Raw genomic sequence first — 20,496 nt, 5'->3', positions numbered from 1 at the left:
TCGACGCCCGGATCATGGTCTGGACACCTGCTTGGGCATAGTGGCGGAACGCGAACCCTCCACGTTCGGACCCACCTCGAAATCGCCAAGCAGCGGAAGCTGCACGGCATCTTCCAGATGCGCCACAGCCTGGCGCGCTTCGACGAGCGCCGCCTGAAGCATCGTTTCCGATGCGAGCGTGTCGATACGTGCGGCGACAAGCTGCATCCGGTCCGCGGCACCCGCATCGAACTGCCGGTTCATCCGGGATTCCTGCTCCTGCTGCACTTGCAACCTATGCTCGGCAGCCGCTATGCGATCGCGTGCCAGCCGGAATTGCGCGCCGGCGCGCTCGGCGAGCGTGATGACATCAGCCTGGGTAGCCGCGAATTGTTCCGCTGCCAGTTCGCGCCGCGCCTGTGCCTCCCGGATCGAAGCACGCGTCCGCGCTGCCGGCGGCAGCGACATGCCGACTGCAAGCGACCAGACGTTGTCGCCCTGATCCCAGGCGTAGCCCGGTCCCAGGGCAATGTCGGGATTCTGCGCGGCCACCGCTGCTTTGACCTCGGCATCGGCTGCGCCGAATTCCAGCAGCTTGCGATGAACGTCGAGACGATTGCGCAACGCCATGCGGCGCAGTGCGCCGACATCCATGTCGGTGCGTGGTGACACGCCCGCATCGAATCGCAGCCTCATGCGTTCGAGCACTTCCAGAGACAGGCCGAGTGCCGCAGCAAGTTCGCCCTGCGCACGCTGCTGCCTCGCCAGTTCCTGGCTGCGCAACAGTTCAAGCTGGGAATAGGCGACACGCTCGACCCCGAGATCGCGAGCCGACAACATGCCCGCTTCCACACGACGATTGACCAGGCCGAGCATGTCCTTGCGCGCCATAAGCTGTGCGTCCAGCGATTGCAGTGCGTCGCGGCTCGCTTGCAGTTCCAGGTAACGGTCGCGCACGCGACCGCGCACCATCCACGCTGCATTGGCGACGTCGAGATCGGCGGCATCGGCCAGGAATGCGCTGCGTTCGGCACGCGCGGCGCGCCTGCCTTGCGCAACCAGCGGGATTTCCAGTTCCAGCCCGAGAGTCCAGGGTCCGTTGTTATCGGGAAGGGTCCGGCTGTGATATTCGGGTTTCAACCTTCCTGACCAGGACTGCGGCTGCGCTGCGGAGCCCAACTCCGCGTGTGCGACTTCGGCGCGCGCACGTGCAGTGCGAATGTCCGCATGGAAATATAAGGCGACCAGGGTCAGTTCCTTCAGGCCCCATTGCTCCGGCGGCCAGGCGTTCGGCGCATAGCCGTTCGCCGTCACAAACTGTTTCAGACCATCGACATCGCCGGAGCGGGCGATGAATTCGGCAGCCGTCGCTTCCGCTTCGAGCGGTCTGGGTGAATAAGGAACGGTCGAACAGGCTGCAATCGCAATTGCTGCTGCCAGGCCGGGAAGAAATGTCAGGCAACCGCGCGACATCGCACCGCTCAGTGCAGTTTGATGTGAGGCCCGGTGCGCCGCGTGATGATGCGCGCCAGCGTATCGAGGAAGACTTTGGTGAAACCGTGCAGCGCGAGCTCGTGCATCTTGTACAGCGACAGATACATGATCTTCGCGAAAAAACCTTCGATCATGACGCTGCCGCGCGTGATGGCGCCCATCAGGCTGCCGATGGTGCTGAATTTTCCCAGCGAGATCAGCGATCCGAAATCGCGATACGCGTACGGGCGCAACGGTTCGCCGTGCAAGTGGCGCGGCAGCATCCTGGTCAGATGTGAAGCCTGCTGATGCGCGGACTGGGCACGCGGCGGCACCGCGATTTTCTTTTCCGGCCAGGGGCAGCTTGCGCAGTCGCCGAACGCAAAGATGTTTACGTCGCGCGTGGTCTGCAGGGCTTGCGTGACCACAAGCTGGTTGATGCGGTTGGTCTCCAGTGCGCCGATGTCCTTGAGGAAATCGGGCGCCTTGATGCCTGCCGCCCACACCACCAGTTCCGCCGGAATCTCCCGGCCGGTCGCGGTTTTCACGCCACGGGGCGACACCTCGGTGACGCGCTCGCCGGTGAGCACTTCGACGTTCAGTTTCTTCAGGAGGCCGAGTACCGCATTCGACAAACGCTCGGAAAGCGCCGGCAGGATTTTAGGCGCAGCTTCGACGATGGTGATCTTGATGTCCCGCTCGGGGTTGATACGGTCCAGTCCGAAGGACAGAAATTCGCGGATGGTATTGTGCAGTTCCGCCGCAAGTTCTACGCCGGTGGCCCCGGCGCCGATGATGGCGATATGCAGTTGCCCGGACTCGATCCGGCCCTGTTGCGCGTTCGCACGCAGGCAGGCATTGAGCAATCGCGAATGAAACAAGGCCGCCTGCTGCGGATTGTCCAGCGAGATCGCATGTTCCGTCGCGCCCGGCGTGCCGAAGTCGTTGGTGGTACTGCCAACGGCAAGGACCAGGGTGTCGTATGCAATCCCGCGGGCGGGCAGGACTTCACGACCGGCCTCGTCGAACGTTGGCGCAAGATGGATTTCTTTAGTGGCACGATCGAGCCCATCCATTCGGCCGAGGCGGAACTGGAAATGATGCCAGCGCGCCTGATACAGATAGTCGAGCTCGTGATCGTTCAGGTCCATGCTGCCGGCGGCCACCTGGTGCAGCAACGGTTTCCACAGATGGGTACGCGATCGATCGACCAGCGTGATCAACGCCCTCCTGCGCCTGCCCAGCGTTCTTCCGAGCTGCGTGGCCAGTTCGAGTCCACCGGCTCCGCCGCCGACGATGACGATCTTATGCAGTTCGCGGGTTGATTTTTGTTCGCTCGCCATCGGAATGGACGGCCAATGCGGCCGGAATATCGGGAATAAGCAACGGATGAAGCTGGGAGTTTATCTTGTTGCCGGAAACACTGCCCGTAGCAAAAAAGCCCGCTACGAGAGCGGGCTTCGTTGGCAAATGCCGTGTATCAACGCTGCGGTTTCAGTCGCTCGAAACCGAATACCGGCCGCTATTGCGAACCAATCAGGCGGCGGCAATGCGCTGTGCCGGCTCGCGCACTGTGATCAACCCTTTAAGGGCGGCGCGATTCACCGCCGAGAGCACCGCCCGCAGCGTCGCCGTAACGATGTTGCCGTGCATCCCGGCACCATACAGAGTCTGGTCGCGGCCGATGCGGATCTGCACATACGCCACCGCGGTCGCATCCTCGCCGCTGCCCACGGCATGCTCGTGGTAGTTCATGACGTGCACATCGACGCCGCAACCTTCGCATAACGCCCGCACGAAGGCGTCCACCGGGCCGTTGCCCTTGCCGGCGATGGCAATCTCGCGCCCGTTGAATTTCAGCCGCGCGGAAACATTTTCGACTTCGCCGTGGCCGGCTTCATGCGTGATGCGGTGTTCGATGTAGGCAAGAGGCCGCTCGTTCTCCAGATATTCGCGATCGAAGGCAGCCTTGATCGCGATCGACGAAAGCTCCTTGCCGCTCGCGTCCGTGATGACCTGGATCACCTGGCTGAACTCGATCTGCAGCAGGCGCGGCAGGGACAACCCGAAATCGCGTTCGAGCAGATAGGCGATACCGCCTTTGCCCGACTGGCTGTTGACGCGAATGACCGCGTCGTAGGCGCGACCGAGGTCGGCCGGATCGATCGGCAAATACGGCACTTCCCAGAGATCAGTCGCCTTGCGCGCGGCGAGACCCTTCTTGATCGCATCCTGATGCGAACCGGAAAAAGCCGTGAACACCAGTTCACCGCCGTAGGGATGGCGCGGGTGTACCGGCAACTGGTTGCTGTGCTCGACCGCGCGGATCACGGCATTGATGTCGGAGAAATCGAGTCCGGGATCGACGCCCTGCGTATAGAGATTGAGCGCCAGCGTAACGAGGTCCACGTTGCCGGTGCGCTCGCCGTTGCCGAACAGGCAGCCTTCGATGCGGTCGGCGCCGGCCATGACAGCGAGCTCTGCGGCGGCCACCGCGCAGCCGCGGTCGTTATGCGGATGCACCGACAACACGGCGCTGTCGCGATTGGCGATGTGGCGGCCGAACCACTCGATCTGGTCGGCGTAAACGTTGGGTGTGGCCATCTCCACCGTGGCCGGCAGATTCAGAATGGCCGGCCGACGCGGCGTCGGCTGCCAGACCGCGTTGACCGCGTCGCAGATCTCGACGGCGAAATCCAGTTCGGTTCCGGTAAAGCTTTCCGGAGAGTACTGGAATACCCAGTCGGTTTCCGGCTGCTCGCGGGCACAGTCGCGAACAACGCGCGCGCCATCGACGGCAATGGCGACGATGCCCGGCTTGTCCAGGCCGAACACCACGCGGCGCTGCACCGTCGAAGTGGAGTTGTACAAATGCATGATGGCGCGCTTCACGCCGCGCAGGGATTCGAAAGTGCGACGGATCAGCGGTTCGCGCGCCTGGGTCAGCACCTGCACCGTGACGTCGTCAGGGATCAGTTTTTCCTCGATCAGCTTGCGCACAAAATCGAAATCGGTCTGTGAAGCGGCAGGGAAACCGATCTCGATTTCCTTGAATCCGGTTTTCAGCAGCAGCATGAACATGCGCAATTTGCGCTCCGCATCCATCGGCTCGATCAGCGCCTGGTTGCCGTCGCGCAGGTCGACGCTGCACCAGACCGGCGGCCGGGTGATGACTTGATTCGGCCAGGTCCTGTCGGGCAAGGCGACCGGGGCAAACGGACGGTATTTCTGTGAAGGGTTTCGGTTCATGTCATGGTCTCGCATATTGTTGATAAGCCACCACCGCCGGGCTTTGCCTGGTTGGGCTTTGTCTGGCGGGCTTGGGTACTGCGAGGTTGGAGTTAGTTTATGTGCGCGCGGGGCGCAGCAGCAGGCCGGTCAGCAGATTGCTGACAAGGAAAAGACCGGATTGGCCGTGCTGTTGGGAAACCATGTGCCCGACTATAAGCAGATTTTTCGGGCTTCGCAAGCCCCAGTCTCTGCCCTATGGCCCGGAGGGCGGGGTAGGAGGCTTCCTGCGCAGCCGTTCCCAGGCCCACATTGCGTAGCCCGAAGCGGCATAAATCGCAAACAGGCTGAACAGGAGTTCCGGCAGATTGTTGGCGACCTGCATCAGCGCCACCACGCTGAGCGCAATCATCACCACCATGCGAAACGGCACGCTCTTGCGCAGGTTGATGTCCTTGCCGCTGTAGAAGCGCACACTGCTGACCATCGTGATGCCGGCGAACAGCGTCAGTCCCCAGGCCAGCAGGGGAACGTCGGCGCGGGCCACGTCGTAGGATTCCATGGCCCATACCAGCCCGGCGATCAGTCCGGCCGCGGCCGGGCTCGGCAGGCCCTGGAAGTAGCGCTTGTCGACCACGTCGATATTGGTGTTGAAGCGCGCCAGGCGCAATGCCGCGCAGGCGCAGTAGACGAAAGCGGCGAACCAGCCCAGCTTGTCCATGCCCTTCAGCGACCATTCGTAGATCACCAGCGCCGGTGCCGCGCCGAACGAAACCATGTCGGACAGGCTGTCGAATTCGGCGCCGAATTCGCTCTGCGTGCGGGTAAGCCGCGCCACTCTGCCATCGAGGCCGTCGAACACCATCGCCGCAAAAATGCCCTTCGCGGCCAGTTCGAACTGCAGGTTCATCGCCTGCACGATGGCATAGAAACCGGCGAACAACGCACAGGTGGTGATCGCATTGGGAAGCCAGTAGATACCGGTACGGCGAATACCGGTGCGGCTGAGCCAGCGGGCCTTGGGCGCGGGATGATTCATTCCAGGCTCATGATTTGGCCGGCAGCCGCGCCAGGATGGTCTCCCCGGCAAAAACCTTGTCGCCCACCGCGGCATGCGGCTTGGCCTCGACGGGCAGATACACATCCACGCGGGAACCGAAGCGAATGAAGCCGAAACGTTGTCCGCGCTTCAACCGGTCCTTCGTCTGCACATAACAGAGGATGCGGCGCGCGATCAGCCCGGCGACCTGCACGCAGGTCACTTCCGCGCCGCTATCGGTATGGATCCACAATGCGTTGCGCTCGTTTTCGAGTGAAGCCTTGTCGAGCGCGGCATTGAGGAACCGGCCGCCGAAATACCAGCCCTTCCTGACCTCGCCATCGACCGGGCTGCGATTCGAATGCACGTTGAACACGTTCATGAACACGCTGATCTTCAGCGCATTGCGATCCAGGTACGGGTCCCTCGCCTTATCCACGGCGACGACGCGTCCGTCGGCCGGCGAGATCACTGCGTCCGCATCGGCGGGCGCGGATCGCGGCGGATCGCGGAAAAATTGCAGGATGAAAAGCGTTGCCAGCCAGAATGGAATCGACCACCAGCCCCAGCCGCCGGTGACGACTATCGAGAGGACGAGCGCAACCCCGAGGAATGGCCAGCCCTCTTTGGCAATGATGGGGTGGGGATAGTCAGTTCTCACGGCGTAAGGGGCGAGGGGCGAGCGGGAAAAAACGCATTTCTCTTCATCCCTTTTCCTATGACCCCACTCACTAGTTTTTGGACTGGTCGACCAGGCGGTTGGCCTTGATCCAGGGCATCATTTCGCGCAGCTTGCCGCCGACGATTTCGATCTGGTGTTCGCGACCGATGCGGCGCATGGCGCCCAGCTTGGTGGCGCCGGTCTTGTTCTCAAGCAGGAATTCCTGGGCGTATTGCCCGGTCTGGATTTCCTTGAGGATCTTGCGCATCTCCTTGCGCGTGTCCTCGGTGATGATGCGCGAACCGCGGGTGAAGTCGCCGTACTCGGCGTTGTTCGAGATCGAATAACGCATGTTGGCTATGCCTCCCTCGTAAATCAGGTCGACGATCAGCTTGAGTTCGTGCAGGCATTCGAAGTATGCCATTTCCGGAGCGTACCCCGCTTCGACCAGCGTCTCGAAGCCCGCCTGGATCAGCGCCGTGGTACCGCCGCACAGCACGACTTGTTCGCCGAACAGATCGGTCTCGGTCTCTTCGCGGAAATTGGTTTCGATGATGCCGGCCTTGCCGCCGCCGATTGCCGCGGCATAGGACAGCGCCAGATCGCGCGCCTTTTTCGAGGGATTCTGGTGGATTGCAATCAGCATGGGCACCCCACCTCCCTGGGCATACGTTGAACGCACCGTATGTCCCGGCGCCTTTGGCGCCACCATCACGACATCGAGATCGGCGCGTGGCGTAACCTGGCCGAAATGGATGTTGAATCCGTGCGCGAAGGCCAGCGCGGCTGCCTTTTTGATGCTGCTTTCGATTTCGCGATACACCTCGCCGATATGTTCGTCCGGCAGCAGAATCATCACGAAGTCCGCGTTCTTCACGGCGTCGGCCAATTCCTTGACTTCCAACCCGGCCTTTTTCGCCTTGTCCCAGGACGCGCCGCCCTTGCGCAGGCCGACCGTAACCTTGACGCCGGAATCCTTCAGATTGAGCGCGTGGGCATGCCCTTGCGAGCCGTAGCCGAGGATGGTGACTTTCTTGCTCTTGATCAGACGCAGGTCTGCGTCCTTGTCGTAGAAAACTTTCATGTTCGCCTCTTGTGGTAAATGCGTGAAGGGGTGAGGGTAAGGGATGAGGGATCAAAACGCTGTTTTCCTCCTCACTCCTCCCCCTCACTCCTCACTCAGACTTTAAGGATGCGCTCGCCCCGGCCGATACCCGAGGCGCCCGTTCGCACCGTTTCCAGGATGACGCCCTGTTCGAGCGCTCCCAGAAAGGCATCGAGCTTGCTGCCGGTGCCGGTGAGCTCGATGGTGTATGCCTTGTCCGTTACATCGACGATGCGGCCGCGAAAGATGTCCGCCATGCGCTTCATTTCTTCGCGGTCCTTGCCCGAGGCACGCACCTTGACCAGCATCAGCTCGCGCTCGATGTGATCGCCGCCGGACAAATCCACGACCTTCACGATGTCGACCAGCTTGTTCAGTTGCTTGGTTATCTGCTCGATCACATCGTCGGAGCCGGAGGTGACGACAGTCATGCGCGACAACGACGGATCCTCGGTGGGAGCAACGGTCAGCGACTCGATGTTGTAGCCGCGCGCGGAGAACAGGCCGGCCACGCGCGACAGCGCACCCGGCTCGTTCTCCATGAGTAGGGAGATGATGTGACGCATGTTGGGTTAAACCAGGATCATTTCCGACAGGCCTTTGCCACCCGGCACCATCGGAAAAACGTTCTCGGTCTGATCGGTGATGAAGTCCATGAACACGAGGTCGTTCTTGCGGCTGAACGCCTCCCTGAGCGCCGGCTCCACGTCCTCCGGCTTGTCGATGCGCATACCCACGTGGCCGTAGGACTCGGTGAGTTTGACGAAGTCGGGCAATGCGTCCATGTAGGATTCCGCGTAGCGGTTGCCGTGAAAGAATTCCTGCCACTGGCGAACCATGCCCATATAACGGTTGTTCAGGTTCACGATCTTGACCGGCAGGCGATACTGCTTCGCCGTGGACAGTTCCTGGATGCACATTTGAATGCTCGCCTCGCCGGTGACACAGGCGACGGTTGCATCCGGATGCGCAAGCTGGACACCCAGCGCGTAAGGCAGACCGACCCCCATGGTGCCCAGGCCACCCGAATTGATCCAGCGCCGCGGCTTGTTGAACTTGTAGAACTGCGCGGCCCACATCTGATGCTGGCCGACGTCCGAGGTCACGTACATGTCCATGTCCTTGGTCAGTTCGTAAAGCTTCTCGACCACGGACTGCGGCTTGATGATTTTCGAGTTGCGGTCGTACTTCAGGCAATCGCGGCCTTTCCATACGCCGATCTGATCCCACCAAGTCTTGACCGCCACCGGGTCCGGCCGCTCCTTGCCCGCGGCCAGTTGGCGGTTCATTTCCTGCAGAACTTCCCTGACATCGCCGACGATGGGCACGTCCACTCGCACGCGCTTGGAAATCGAGGAGGGATCGATGTCGACGTGGATGATCTTGCGATCTTCCTGGAAGAAATGCTTCGGGTTGCCGATCACGCGGTCATCGAAGCGCGCGCCGATGGCAAGCAACACGTCGCAGTTCTGCATCGCCATGTTGGCCTCAAAGGTGCCGTGCATGCCAAGCATGCCGACGAACTGCGGATCGGTGGCCGGATAGCCGCCCAGTCCCATCAAGGTATTGGTGCAGGGAAAGCCCAACGCATGGACCAGATGAAGGAGTTCCGCCGCCGCGTTGCCGAGCACGACGCCACCGCCGGTGTAGATCATCGGGCGCTTGGCTTCCAGCAACAGCTGCAACGCCTTCCTGATCTGGCCGCTGTGGCCCTTGACCACCGGGTTGTAGGAGCGCATCGACACCGATTGCGGATAGAAAAAGTTCGTCTTCGCGGTCTGCACGTCTTTGGGGATATCGACCAGCACCGGACCGGGACGGCCGGTGGCGGCGAGGTAGAACGCCTTCTTCATCGTGACCGCGAGGTCCTTGACGTCCTTGACCAGGAAATTGTGTTTGACACAGGGACGCGTCACACCGACGGCGTCCACTTCCTGGAATGCATCCTGACCGATGGCGTGAGTCGGCACCTGTCCGCTGATGATGACGACCGGGATGGAATCCATGTACGCGGTCGCGATTCCGGTGACCGCGTTGGTAACGCCGGGGCCGGATGTCACCAGCACGGCCCCTACCTTCTCGGTCGAGCGCGCGTAGGCATCGGCGGCATGCACCGCCGCTTGTTCGTGGCGTACCAGGATGTGTTTTACCTTCTCCTGCTTGAAGATTTCGTCGTACAGGGGCAGGACCGCACCGCCGGGATAGCCGAACAGGAATTCGACGCCTTCTGCCTGAAGACATCGCATCGTGATCTCGGCACCGGACAACTCGGTGGTAACGCCGGCAGTCAATTCCATGGAAACACCCGAAAAAAACAACTAGTTGAGATTGTGCTGCGAAAACTTGGCAAGATACCGGCATCGGGAATGTCGGTCAAGGAAAGGTCCGGCGGCGCAACACCAGCGGCTTTGGCCGATCGGCCGCCGGGCTACTGGCGGGCGCGGATCCAGCGCTTCCAGGCGTCGAACAACCGGGCTTCGCGCGCTGCAATGGCCGAACGCTTCCACAGCGTGTCCGCCCAGAAATCGTCCTGGTCGAGGGTGCACATGAAGCCGCCGGCTTCTTCCAGGATCAACGAACCGGCAGCGTAGTCCCACAATTTCTGTCCGCCATGCAGGTAGACGTCGAAGCGCCCCGCCGCGACATAACACCATTCCAGGGTACTGGCGCCGAAATTGCGCTGGGACGAATAGGGCGGCTCAGCCACCAGTTCGCGCGCAAGCCCGGGCGGGAGACGCTTGAAGTCGATCTGCGCCATGGCATTGCGCAGATGCGGCACATGCTCCTTGATCGGCAGGCGCTCGCCGTTGAGAAAGGCCCCGCCGGCCTTTTCGGCGTAGAACACCTCGTCGGCGATCGGGTCGTAGACCACACCGAGCACGCTACGCCCGTTGATCATCAGCGCCACCGAGACGGCGAAGTACGGCAGTCCGTTGACGAAGTTCGACGTTCCGTCGATCGGATCCACGCACCACAGCCCTTCCGTGCCGGCCAGCCAGTACTCCGCCTGCTGCTCCGGCGTCATTTCCTCGGCCACGATCGGACCGGAATAGATCTTCGGCAGGACGCGCGACAAAGCTTCCTGCGCGGCCAGATCCGCCTCGGTAAACAGACTGCCATCGGATTTGCGTTGTTGCGCCACCTTCAGGTAGCGCGGCATGACTTCCTTCGCCGCAACTTCCCGCACGCAGGCGATGACCTGCTCCAGCATGCCCCGGATGGGCCGGACTACCGCTTCCATTTGATGGAGCATCCCTGGCTTGGAATCTGCCCGGCCGGACCGCTGCCGGTTTCGGCAATCGTCTTCATGGCCTCGAACAGGTCGCGTCTGGCATTCGCCACCGGCGTAGTCTTCGACGCATCCAGGCGGCCTCGATACTGCAATTCGAGGTTCCTGTTGAAGCCAAAAAAGTCCGGCGTGCACACCGCGTCGTAGGCGCGCGCGACTTCCTGGGTTTCATCGAAAAGATAAGGGAAAGGAAATTTGAAATCGCGGGCCACGTGCTGCATGTTCTCGAACGAATCTTCCGGATAATCGTCAGGATCGTTGGAGCTGATCGCAATGGCATTGACGCCGAGGGCCTCGAGTTCGGCGCAATCGCGGATCAGGCGCTCGCGTATGGCTTTGAGGTACGGGCAATGATTGCAGATGAACATCACCAGCAACCCATTGGGCCCGCTCGCGTTCTCCAGTGTGTACCGCTTGCCATTCGTAGCGGGCAGATCGAACACACGCGCCTTCCAGCCGAAATTGCAGACTGGCGGTTGAGCCCCCATTCGTCAGGCCCCCGGGCCGCTTGAAGGCCCTGCAGAAGCGCTTGAAGCCCTTTTATAAACTCTAAGACAGACCCGATTGTGCATGGCAAAATCTTAGCATGGATAAAGACTTAGATAGAAAACTCACGGCAAAATCGGGGGCTCGGTTCCATTTTGAGGGCAAGCTCGGCAATGGCTCGGAAGTGCGCCTGCACCCGGCCGCGGCCCATCATGCGGTGCGTGTGTTGCGGCTCGCCGTGGGCGAGCCTGTGGTGATGTTCGACGGGCTGGGCGGCGAATTCGAGGCGCGCATTACGCGCATAGACCGAGGCGATGTATCGGTCAAGACCGGCGCACATCTTGACGTCGAGCGCGAATCCCGGTTGCACGTCCGGCTGGTGCAGGGACTGTCGAGCGGCGATCGCATGGACATTACATTGCAGAAAGCGGTCGAACTCGGCGTGGCGGCAATCCAGCCCGTCGCCACCGAGCGCAGCGTCGTAAAACTCAAGGATGAACGCGCGCAACGCCGCGTCGAGCACTGGCAGAACCTGGTGATCTCGGCGTGCGAACAATGCGGCCGCAATCGCGTGCCGGAAGTCTCGCCATTGATGAGCCTGCCTGACTGGCTGGCGCAACTCGATATGCCCGCAGCCGATGACGAAGCGAGATTGCTGCTATCTCCGACGGCCTCCGTCCCGCTGAAGGCCCTTGCGCCGAAGGCACGCATGACACTGTTGATCGGTCCCGAAGGCGGCCTGTCGCCGGTGGAAAACCAGCTTGCCCAGTCGCGTTGGTTCAGACAGGTTCGGCTCGGCCCGCGCATCCTGCGCACGGAGACAGCGGCGCTGGCCGCGCTATCTGCAATCCAGGCGCTGTGGGGCGACTTCTAGAGAGGCGCTGCTATACTTCGCGTCCAATTTCCCCAAAAGACCGGACGCTCGAACCCGGACGCATAAACATGGAAATCAAGAACAGCACCTTCATCGTCACCGGCGGCAGTTCCGGCCTCGGTGCGGCCACAGTCGAAATGGTGGTCGCAGCCGGCGGCAACGCGATCATCGCCGACGTCAACAAGGCGCAGGGCGAGGCATTGGCAGCCAAGCTCGGCAGGCACGCGCGTTATGTCGAGTGCGACGTGACACGCGAGGATCACGGCAAAGCCGTTGTGGCCGCTGCGCTGAAGGAGTTCGGCGGTCTGCAGGCGCTGGTGAACTGCGCGGGTATCGCCATCGGCGAAAAAACCGTCGGCAAGGAAGGTCCGCATTCGCTGGAAAAATTCGCCAGGGTCATCAACATCAATCTGATCGGCAGTTTCAACATGATCCGCCTGGCCGTGGACGCGATGTCGAAACTGCAGCCCAACGCGGCTGGCGAGCGCGGCGTGATCGTCAACACGGCTTCGGTCGCCGCCTTCGACGGACAGATCGGCCAGGCGGCCTACTCGGCGTCCAAGGGTGGGATCGTCGGCATGACGCTGCCGATCGCGCGCGACCTGTCGCGCAGCGGTATCCGCGTCATGACCATCGCGCCGGGCATATTCGAAACGCCGATGCTCATGGGCATGCCGCAGGAAGTGCAGGACGCACTCGGCAGGATGGTGCCGTTCCCGCCGCGCCTGGGTCGTCCCGCCGAATACGCGCAACTCGTCAGGCAGATCGCCGAGAATGAAATGCTGAACGGCGAAGTGATCCGGATCGACGGCGCCATCCGCATGCAACCGAGGTAGCGAATTCGGGAGCCGACATGCAAGCCGCCCAGCAAGCCAACTTCGTACGCTGGTTCCGCGCTGCCGCGCCGTACATCCACGCGTTCGGCGGACGCACCTTCGTCATCGCCTTCGGTGGCGAAGTCGTGGCGGACGGGTCGTTCGTCGCGCTCACGCACGACCTGAATCTGCTCGCCAGCCTCGGGGTACGTCTGGTGCTGGTGCACGGTGCGCGGCCGCAGATCGAAGCGCAGCTGCGCTCGGCCGGCCTGAAAACGCAGTACGTAAGGGGAATCCGCGTCACGGATGAACAGGCGCTTGCCGGCGTGAAACAGGCGAGCGGACAAGTGCGCGTGGAGATCGAGGCGTTGCTGTCGATGGGACTGCCGAACTCGCCGATGGCGAATGCCGACATCCGGGTTGCGTCGGGCAACTTCGTCACCGCGCGGCCGCGCGGGGTCGTGGACGGGGTGGACATGTGCCACACCGGCGAAGTGCGTAAAGTCGACGCGGATGCGATCAACATTCGCCTCGACGATGGCGAACTGGTGCTGCTGTCCCCGCTCGGCTACTCCCCTACCGGCGAAATTTTCAACGTGACGCTGGAAGACGTCGCCGCGGAAACCGCCATCGCGCTGGGTGCGGAAAAACTCGTGTTCCTGATGAACGAGCCGGGGCTGAAGGGCAAAAGCGGGCGACTGCTGCGCGAACTCACGGTTTCCGACGCCGAGAAACTGCTGCGCAAGGAAGAGTCGCTGTCGGACGATGCCAGGCTGTATCTGCCGCTTGCGATCAAGGCCTCCAAAGGCGGGGCGGCCCGCGTGCACATGATCAGCCGCCATGCCGATGGTGCGCTGCTGCTGGAATTGTTCACCCATGACGGCATCGGCAGCATGGTCACGCGCGATCCGCTCGAGCAGCTGCGCGACGCGACCATCGAGGACGTCGGCGGTGTCCTGCGGTTGATCGAACCACTCGAGGCCGACGGAACGTTGGTCAAACGCTCGCGCGAACTGCTCGAGATCGAAATATCGCGGTTCAGCGTGCTCGAACACGACAAGGTCATCGTCGGCTGTGCCGCGCTCTACCCTTTTCCGAACGAAAAGTCGGCGGAGCTCGCCTGCGTGGCCGTGGATCCCGACTATCGCGACTTCGGGGCCGGGGAACAGCTGCTGAAGTGGATCGAGGAAAAGGCGAAGAAGCAGCGCGTCAAGCGGCTGTTCGTGCTGACCACGCGCGCCGCCCACTGGTTCATCGAGCATGGCTTCGTCGAGACCGGCGTGGGCAGCCTGCCGAAGCAGAAACAGGCTCTCTACAACTTTCAGCGCCGCTCCAAGGTCTTGATCAAGTCGATCTAGCGCCGTGCTGCCGCAACACATCGACCGGCCTATAATCGTCCGAGAATTTCCGCGGTTGCCGCTTGTCACAAAGATGTAACCAAATCGCGACGAATTCAATCTAACCTGTTGAACCATAAAAAATGGCAAGAACGGTGAAGTGTGTAAAGCTTGGCCGGGACGCGGAGGGGCTGGATTTTCCTCCCTTCCCCGGGGAACTGGGCAAGCGTGTATTCGAGAACGTTTCCAAAGAGGCCTGGAAGGGCTGGCTCGAGCACCAGAAAATGCTGGTCAACGAGAACCGCCTCAGCCTCGCGGATCCCAAGGCACGCAAATACCTTCTGCAACAGACCGAGAAGTATTTCTTCGGTCAGGGGGTCGATGCGGCTACGGGCTATGTTCCGCCACCGAAGGGCTAGCTCAAGTCACTAGTCGCGCCGGCCGGCATGTCCGGCGCCGCCCTTCTCCGTTTGCCTGTCAGACCGGGGAGCTGAAAATTACCAAAGCGGGTCACACCAAGGCGGAGTCGGCCGACCGCGCAGCTACGCTCGCGCCGGAGAAGGCCGCCCGCAAGCGGGCCGCACTCGTTGCCGACAAATCGGGCAAGGTCAGGCGATCCAATCCCCAGCTCTATCTCAACCGGGAATTCGCCCAACTCGAATTCAACCGCAGGGTGCTGGCCCAGGCTAAAGATGCCGAGGTACCGCTGCTCGAGCGGCTACGCTTCCTGTGCATTGTGAGCAACAACCTCGACGAGTTCTTCGAGATCCGCGTGGCCGGCCTGAAGGCTCAGATCGAACTCGGCGCCGATTTCACGGGCCCGGACGGCGCCTCGCCCTCGCAGGTATTCCGTGAAGTGTCGCTGCGGGCGCACGTGCTGGTCGCGCGCCAGTATCAACTGTGGAACGAGGAACTCCTGCCGCAGCTCGCGCGCGAGGGCATCCGCTTCCTGCGACGGCACGACTGGGGCGACGCACAGAAAGCATGGATCAAGGCTTTCTTCCTGAAGGAGATCATGCCGGTGATGACGCCGATCGGCCTCGACCCGGCGCATCCTTTTCCGCGCATCCTCAACAAAAGCCTGAACTTCGCGGTCCAGCTTTCGGGCAAGGACGCATTCGGCCGCAACTCCGGTTTCGCGCTGGTGCAGGCTCCGCGCGTGCTGCCGCGAGTGATCATGCTCCCGCGCGAAATCGCCGGCACCGACCACGGTTTCGTGTTCCTGTCGTCGATCATTCATGCGCATGTCGACGAGCTGTTCGCCGGAATGGAGGTGCAGGGCTGCTATCAGTTTCGCGTCACCCGCAACAGCGACCTGTTCGTAGACGAAGAAGAAGTGAAGAACCTGCGCCTTGCATTGCAAGGCGAATTGCCGCAGCGGCATTTCGGCGACGCGGTTCGGCTCGAGGTCGCCGACCTGTGTTCGCCGGTGATTTCGGATTTCCTGCTGCAGCAGTTCAATTTGACCGCCGATGATCTCTATCGGGTGACCGGGCCGGTCAACCTGGTCCGTCTCATGCAGGTGCCCGACTGGTTGGATCGGCCGGACCTCAAGTTCCCGCCTTTCGCACCGGGCGTTCCTGCCGCACTCACCAAAGTGCCGGACATCTTCGCCGTCATCCGCAAGAGTGACATCCTGCTGCATCATCCTTTTCAGTCGTTCAAACCGGTAATCGGTTTCATCCAGCAGGCGGCCATCGATCCCAACGTCGTCGCCATCAAGCAGACTGTTTATCGCACCGGCGCCAATTCCGAACTGATGCAGGCGCTGCTCGAAGCCGCCCGCAACGGCAAGGAAGTCACCGTCGTGGTCGAACTCATGGCGCGCTTCGACGAAGAGGCCAATATCAACTGGGCCGCGAAGCTGGAGGAAGTCGGCGCCCATGTGATCTACGGCGTCGTCGGGCACAAAACCCACGCCAAGATGTCGATGGTATTGCGCCGCGAAGAGGACGGGCTGCGGCGTTATGTGCATCTGGGCACCGGCAACTATCACGCCCGCACCGCCATGTCCTATACGGACTTCGGCCTGTTCAGCTGCCACGAAGAGATCGGCGCCGACGTGAACGATATATTCATGCAGCTCACGGGACTGGGCAAGGCAGGCAAGCTCAAGCACCTGTGGCAATCGCCCTTCACGCTGCATTCGCAGATCCTGGCGGCAATCCGCCAGGAAGCGGAGCACGCCAGGGCGGGAAAGGAAGCCGGGATCATCGCCAAGATGAACGCACTGCTCGAGCCCGAGATCATTTCCGCATTGTACGAAGCATCGATGGCCGGCGTGCAAGTCGATCTCATCATCCGCGGCGTGTGTGCGCTGCGGCCCGGCATCCCCGGGCTTTCGGATAACATCCGCGTGCGTTCGATCATCGGTCGTTTTCTCGAACATCACCGCGTGTTCTATTTCAAGAGTGCCGAAAGGGTGCTGCTGTCGAGCGCGGACTGGATGGATCGCAATTTCTTTCGCCGCGTCGAAGTATGCTTTCCGGTGCTCGACGACAGGCTCAAGAAGCGTGTGATCGACGAGTCGCTGAAAACCTACCTCGCCGACATTGGCGAGGCATGGGAGATGAACGGCGACGGTCGCTACGAGCGCAAGAAGTCCGCGCACGGCAAGCGTGCGGCAGCCCAGGCGGCATTGCTCGCCAAGCTTTCGTCCGGCCCGGCGCCGGCCTGAGTTGCGTGCGTTGATTTCGCTCCAAATGGCTCAGGAGATCGAAATCAAATTGTCGGTGGAACCGGAGCACGCACGGCGCCTGTGGGGCGTACTGAAACGGCACCCTCATCGCAAGCCCGCATCCCGCCGGCTGTTCTCGGCTTACTACGACACTCCGGATCGCCGCCTGCAAAGCGGCGGCGTGGCGCTGCGGCTGCGGCGCGAGGGAAAACGCTGGATCCAGACCGTCAAGAGTGCCGGGATTGCCGCCGGAGGCCTGCACCGACGCGCCGAACACGAGACCGAAGTGCCGGCACAACTACCGAACTTTCCGGCGATGATCGAAGCCGGCTTCGGCAAACTGGTGGCCGACAAGCAAACGCGTGAAGCACTCCAGGTCGCGTTCACAACCGAATTCAGACGTAGCTCGACGCTGATACGGCCACGCGCCGGAACGATCATCGAAGTCAGTCTGGATCGCGGCGCAATAGCCGCAGGCGGGCGACGCGACCCGATTTGCGAAGTCGAACTCGAACTCAAGGCGGGAGAAACCGATGCATTGTTCGATCTGGCGCTCGAGATTGCTCGGGGGTTGCCGGTAAGACTCGACAATCGCAGCAAGGCGCAACGCGGTTACGCGCTTGCGGCGCGCATCGAATCCTCGCCGATGAAAGCGTCGACGCCACCATTGTCCACGGACATGTCGGTCGACGACGCCTTCGTCGCCGTCGCATTCCATTGTCTCGCACATCTGCAGGATAACGAGATCGGCCTCCTCGCCGGTCGCAACCCGGAGTATTTTCACCAGGCACGCGTCGCGTTGCGGCGTCTGCGCTCGGCATTTCGCGTGTTCGATGCGGCGATACCCAGGTCGCATTTCGCGCGAACATTGGATGAACTGAAGTCCGTAGCGCGATTGCTGGGCGATGCTCGCGATCTGGACGTCTTTGCCGTCGAAACGCTGCCGCATGCGGGGTCCGGGCGGCATGGCGGTGTCGCGGCGTTGCGCCAGCGGACCCAGAATGCCCGGCAGCGGGCCGCTCGTGCCGTGCGCACGGCGGTCGCGGCACCGGAATACACGGCGATGCTGCTGCGGTTGACGCAGGCGCTTTGGGTCGGACAATGGCGTGGCGAGACGGCCCGGCCGGTCGCCGCGAACAGGACGCTGCTGAAGTTTGCGGCGAAAATTGTGTCGCGCAGATACGCGGGCGTGAAGAAGCGCGGACGCCCTATTTCGCAACTCGGCTTCGCGGATCTTCACCGACTGCGCATCCAGGTCAAGCGCCTGCGCTATGCGATCGAATTCTTTCTGCCACTGTTCGAAGACAAGGCGGCGGGCACGCTGCGGGCACTGGTTGATCTGCAGGAATCGCTCGGACAGCTCAACGACGATGCTACCGCGTGGAAATTGCTTGACGCCCTGGCAGCCGAAGATTCGTCAACGGATTACCAGCAGGCCGTGGGCTTTCTGCGCGGCTGGTGCGCGCGCGATGGGGAGCAATGCCACGACCAGCTCGAAGATATCTGGAAACGCTTCGACGAATTGCATCCATGGTGGGAGTCTCTTTGATCGGCACGGATTTCCCGGGAGGATGGTGGCATGGATTTGATCTTATGGCGTCATGCAGAAGCCGTCGACGGCACGCCCGATCCGGCGCGGAAACTGACCGCCAAGGGCGTGAAGCAGGCGCAGGAACTCGCACACTGGCTGCGTCCCAGACTGCCGAAACGCACGCGCATTATCGTCAGCCCGGCCGAGCGCGCCCTGCAAACCGCGAAGGCGTTGACGGAGAATTTCGAAATCGTGCGCGACCTCGCCCCCGGCGCATCGCCGGCCGCGGTGCTCGCCGCTGCGGGCTGGCCGGAGCACAAGGGTGCGGTATTGGTGGTCGGCCATCAACCCACGCTTGGGCTGCTGGCTTCACTGCTGATCGCCGGCGAACCGATGCCCTGGAGCATCAAGAAAGGCGCAGTCTGGTGGCTCTCGCACCGGGAGCGCGACGAACAGCCGCAAGTGGTGCTACGCGCGGTGATCGGTCCTGATTTCATCTAAGGGGGTTTCGATGTTCGAATCGGCGGAACTGGGGCACGCGATCACCAAGCAGACTTATGCGCGCCAGGTACCGAAGCTGCGCGAATCCCTGCTCGATGCGCAATACGATCTGTTCGAGGACGGGCGCTTCCCGGTCATCGTCCTGATCGGCGGCATGGACGGCGCCGGCAAGGGCGAGACCGTCAATCTGCTGAACGAATGGATGGATCCGCGCCATATGCGCACCGTGGCCTTCGGAGAACCGTCCGACGAAGAGCGGGAGCGGCCGCCGATGTGGCGTTACTGGCAGGCGCTGCCGCCCAAAGGGAAAATCGGCATTCTGTTCGGCCATTGGTATACGCAACCGATCCTGGACCGCGTCAAAGGCGAGGCCAGGCACCCGCAACTGGTCCAGCGCATCGAGGACATCGTGCGCTTCGAGAGAATGCTCGGCGACGAAGGTGCGCTGATCCTCAAATTCTGGTTTCACTTGTCCAAGGCCGCACAGAAAAAGCGCCTGAAGTCGCTGCAAAAGGACCCGAAGACGCGCTGGAAGGTCAGCGACACGGAATGGGCGGATTTCAAACTCTACGACAAATTCCGCAAGGTGTCGGAGTTCACGCTGCGCCAGACCAGCAGCGCGACCGCGCCCTGGATCGTAGTCGAAGGCGTCGATGCGTGTTATCGCAGCCTCACGGCCGGCCGCACGCTGCTCGCGGCGATGCGCGAACGCCTCGACCGGAAGCCGGCCAAGGTAAAGGAAGACCGCATTGCGCCGCTTCCGCCAGCGATAGACCACCGAAACATCGTGAGATCCCTGGACCTGAATCTGAAGCTCGAGCGCAGCAAATACGAAAAGCTCCTCGATGATTATCGGACCAGGCTCAACCTGCTTTCGCGTCATCCCCGATTCAGGAATCGCTCGGTCGTCCTCGCGTTCGAAGGCAACGATGCCGCCGGAAAAGGCAGTGCCATCCGGCGTGTAGCGCAGGCGCTGGATGCGCGCCAATACCGTATCGTGCCGGTCGCAGCGCCGACGGAAGAAGAACGCGCGCAACCTTATTTGTGGCGTTTCTGGCGTCAGGTGCCCAGGCACGGGCGCTTCGCGATCTTCGATCGCTCCTGGTATGGCCGCGTACTGGTCGAGCGCGTGGAAGGGTTTGCTTCCGAATTCGACTGGATGCGCGCTTATCCGGAGATCAACGACTTCGAACAGCAGCTCGAGGACAACGGTGCGATCGTGATCAAGTTCTGGCTGGCGATCAGCAAGGAAGAACAATACCGGCGCTTCAAGGAACGCCAGAAAACCGCGTTCAAGCGCTTCAAGATCACGCCCGAGGACTGGCGCAACCGCAAGAAGTGGGACGCCTATGAAAAGGCCGTGTGCGATATGGTCGATCGCACCTCGACCGACATCGCGCCGTGGACACTGGTGGAAGCCAACGACAAACTCCACGCCCGGGCCAAAGTGCTGAGAACGATCTGCGACCGGATGGAAGCCGTCCTGAAGCGGCCCTGGTGA

18 protein-coding genes are annotated in these 20,496 nt (G+C 61.9%); 8 read left to right on the top strand and 10 right to left on the bottom strand.

Annotation, left to right across the window (positions count from 1 at the left end; genetic code table 11):
* Positions 1-12: 12 nt before the first annotated feature.
* The 10 genes from HY067_07235 to HY067_07190 all read right to left on the bottom strand — a co-directional run bounded on the left by HY067_07235 (position 13) and on the right by HY067_07190 (position 11,262).
* Positions 13-1,452, bottom strand: a complete 1,440-nt coding sequence (locus HY067_07235) for a TolC family protein (protein ID MBI3527746.1) — start codon at positions 1,450-1,452, stop codon at positions 13-15.
* Positions 1,453-1,460: 8 nt separating this feature from the next.
* The gene (locus HY067_07230; protein MBI3527745.1) at positions 1,461-2,795 is read right to left on the bottom strand and encodes an NAD(P)/FAD-dependent oxidoreductase; all 1,335 of its coding nucleotides are present in this window, start codon (positions 2,793-2,795) and stop codon (positions 1,461-1,463) included.
* A gap of 193 nt (positions 2,796-2,988) precedes the next feature.
* A complete protein-coding gene (gene leuA, locus HY067_07225; protein ID MBI3527744.1) occupies positions 2,989-4,701 on the bottom strand; it encodes a 2-isopropylmalate synthase in 1,713 nt (570 codons plus the stop codon).
* Between the two features lie 235 nt (positions 4,702-4,936).
* Positions 4,937-5,719: a CDP-diacylglycerol--serine O-phosphatidyltransferase gene (gene pssA, locus HY067_07220; GenBank protein ID MBI3527743.1), complete on the bottom strand. Its 783-nt coding sequence runs from the start codon at positions 5,717-5,719 to the stop codon at positions 4,937-4,939.
* A gap of 7 nt (positions 5,720-5,726) precedes the next feature.
* Positions 5,727-6,380 carry a phosphatidylserine decarboxylase gene (locus HY067_07215; protein ID MBI3527742.1) on the bottom strand — a complete coding sequence of 218 codons (654 nt, stop codon included), beginning with the start codon at positions 6,378-6,380 and terminating at the stop codon, positions 5,727-5,729.
* A 70-nt stretch (positions 6,381-6,450) separates the two neighbouring features.
* A complete protein-coding gene (gene ilvC / locus HY067_07210) occupies positions 6,451-7,464 on the bottom strand; it encodes a ketol-acid reductoisomerase (GenBank protein ID MBI3527741.1) in 1,014 nt (337 codons plus the stop codon).
* 95 nt (positions 7,465-7,559) lie between these two features.
* Entirely contained in the window at positions 7,560-8,051 is a 492-nt protein-coding gene (ilvN, locus tag HY067_07205) for an acetolactate synthase small subunit (GenBank protein ID MBI3527740.1), read from the bottom strand.
* Between the two features lie 6 nt (positions 8,052-8,057).
* Entirely contained in the window at positions 8,058-9,782 is a 1,725-nt protein-coding gene (locus HY067_07200; GenBank protein MBI3527739.1) for an acetolactate synthase 3 catalytic subunit, read from the bottom strand.
* A gap of 131 nt (positions 9,783-9,913) precedes the next feature.
* Positions 9,914-10,696, bottom strand: coding sequence for an inositol monophosphatase family protein (locus HY067_07195; GenBank protein MBI3527738.1), 783 nt, complete (start codon positions 10,694-10,696; stop codon positions 9,914-9,916).
* 17 nt (positions 10,697-10,713) lie between these two features.
* On the bottom strand, positions 10,714-11,262 hold the full coding sequence (locus tag HY067_07190; protein MBI3527737.1) for a thioredoxin family protein: 549 nt from the start codon (positions 11,260-11,262) through the stop codon (positions 10,714-10,716).
* Positions 11,263-11,360: 98 nt separating this feature from the next.
* On the opposite strand from HY067_07190, the gene HY067_07185 reads away from it, so the two are divergent.
* The 8 genes from HY067_07185 to pap all read left to right on the top strand — a co-directional run bounded on the left by HY067_07185 (position 11,361) and on the right by pap (position 20,496).
* Positions 11,361-12,134 carry a 16S rRNA (uracil(1498)-N(3))-methyltransferase gene (locus HY067_07185; GenBank protein MBI3527736.1) on the top strand — a complete coding sequence of 258 codons (774 nt, stop codon included), beginning with the start codon at positions 11,361-11,363 and terminating at the stop codon, positions 12,132-12,134.
* Between the two features lie 68 nt (positions 12,135-12,202).
* The gene (locus tag HY067_07180) at positions 12,203-12,970 is read left to right on the top strand and encodes a 3-hydroxyacyl-CoA dehydrogenase (protein MBI3527735.1); all 768 of its coding nucleotides are present in this window, start codon (positions 12,203-12,205) and stop codon (positions 12,968-12,970) included.
* Positions 12,971-12,987: 17 nt separating this feature from the next.
* Entirely contained in the window at positions 12,988-14,307 is a 1,320-nt protein-coding gene (argA, locus tag HY067_07175; GenBank protein MBI3527734.1) for an amino-acid N-acetyltransferase, read from the top strand.
* 122 nt (positions 14,308-14,429) lie between these two features.
* Complete coding sequence (locus HY067_07170; protein ID MBI3527733.1) at positions 14,430-14,705, top strand: oxidative damage protection protein; 276 nt, start codon at positions 14,430-14,432, stop codon at positions 14,703-14,705.
* A gap of 77 nt (positions 14,706-14,782) precedes the next feature.
* On the top strand, positions 14,783-16,963 hold the full coding sequence (gene ppk1, locus HY067_07165; GenBank protein ID MBI3527732.1) for a polyphosphate kinase 1: 2,181 nt from the start codon (positions 14,783-14,785) through the stop codon (positions 16,961-16,963).
* Positions 16,964-16,988: 25 nt separating this feature from the next.
* The gene (locus tag HY067_07160) at positions 16,989-18,512 is read left to right on the top strand and encodes a CHAD domain-containing protein (protein MBI3527731.1); all 1,524 of its coding nucleotides are present in this window, start codon (positions 16,989-16,991) and stop codon (positions 18,510-18,512) included.
* Positions 18,513-18,542: 30 nt separating this feature from the next.
* On the top strand, positions 18,543-18,995 hold the full coding sequence (locus tag HY067_07155; GenBank protein ID MBI3527730.1) for a histidine phosphatase family protein: 453 nt from the start codon (positions 18,543-18,545) through the stop codon (positions 18,993-18,995).
* Positions 18,996-19,005: 10 nt separating this feature from the next.
* Positions 19,006-20,496: a polyphosphate:AMP phosphotransferase gene (gene pap / locus HY067_07150; GenBank protein ID MBI3527729.1), complete on the top strand. Its 1,491-nt coding sequence runs from the start codon at positions 19,006-19,008 to the stop codon at positions 20,494-20,496.

The organism is Betaproteobacteria bacterium (assembly GCA_016194905.1).
In the GTDB taxonomy this organism is placed as follows: domain Bacteria; phylum Pseudomonadota; class Gammaproteobacteria; order Burkholderiales; family JACQAP01; genus JACQAP01.
The sequence above is the reverse complement of the archived record's forward strand: the minus strand, read 5'-3'. Positions and strand labels throughout refer to the sequence as shown.

Excerpts from the sequence above, each read along its gene's own strand:
- pap (MBI3527729.1), top strand. The coding sequence starts at position 19,006 with ATGTTCGAATCGGCGGAACTGGGGCACGCGATCACCAAGCAGACTTAT.
- argA (MBI3527734.1), top strand. The coding sequence starts at position 12,988 with ATGCAAGCCGCCCAGCAAGCCAACTTCGTACGCTGGTTCCGCGCTGCC.
- HY067_07195 (MBI3527738.1), bottom strand. The coding sequence starts at position 10,696 with ATGCTGGAGCAGGTCATCGCCTGCGTGCGGGAAGTTGCGGCGAAGGAA.
- HY067_07190 (MBI3527737.1), bottom strand. The coding sequence starts at position 11,262 with ATGGGGGCTCAACCGCCAGTCTGCAATTTCGGCTGGAAGGCGCGTGTG.
- HY067_07185 (MBI3527736.1), top strand. The coding sequence starts at position 11,361 with ATGGATAAAGACTTAGATAGAAAACTCACGGCAAAATCGGGGGCTCGG.
- HY067_07180 (MBI3527735.1), top strand. The coding sequence starts at position 12,203 with ATGGAAATCAAGAACAGCACCTTCATCGTCACCGGCGGCAGTTCCGGC.
- ilvC (MBI3527741.1), bottom strand. The coding sequence starts at position 7,464 with ATGAAAGTTTTCTACGACAAGGACGCAGACCTGCGTCTGATCAAGAGC.
- pssA (MBI3527743.1), bottom strand. The coding sequence starts at position 5,719 with ATGAATCATCCCGCGCCCAAGGCCCGCTGGCTCAGCCGCACCGGTATT.
- HY067_07160 (MBI3527731.1), top strand. The coding sequence starts at position 16,989 with ATGGCTCAGGAGATCGAAATCAAATTGTCGGTGGAACCGGAGCACGCA.
- HY067_07235 (MBI3527746.1), bottom strand. The coding sequence starts at position 1,452 with ATGTCGCGCGGTTGCCTGACATTTCTTCCCGGCCTGGCAGCAGCAATT.
- ilvN (MBI3527740.1), bottom strand. The coding sequence starts at position 8,051 with ATGCGTCACATCATCTCCCTACTCATGGAGAACGAGCCGGGTGCGCTG.
- HY067_07230 (MBI3527745.1), bottom strand. The coding sequence starts at position 2,795 with ATGGCGAGCGAACAAAAATCAACCCGCGAACTGCATAAGATCGTCATC.
- HY067_07170 (MBI3527733.1), top strand. The coding sequence starts at position 14,430 with ATGGCAAGAACGGTGAAGTGTGTAAAGCTTGGCCGGGACGCGGAGGGG.
- HY067_07200 (MBI3527739.1), bottom strand. The coding sequence starts at position 9,782 with ATGGAATTGACTGCCGGCGTTACCACCGAGTTGTCCGGTGCCGAGATC.
- HY067_07155 (MBI3527730.1), top strand. The coding sequence starts at position 18,543 with ATGGATTTGATCTTATGGCGTCATGCAGAAGCCGTCGACGGCACGCCC.
- leuA (MBI3527744.1), bottom strand. The coding sequence starts at position 4,701 with ATGAACCGAAACCCTTCACAGAAATACCGTCCGTTTGCCCCGGTCGCC.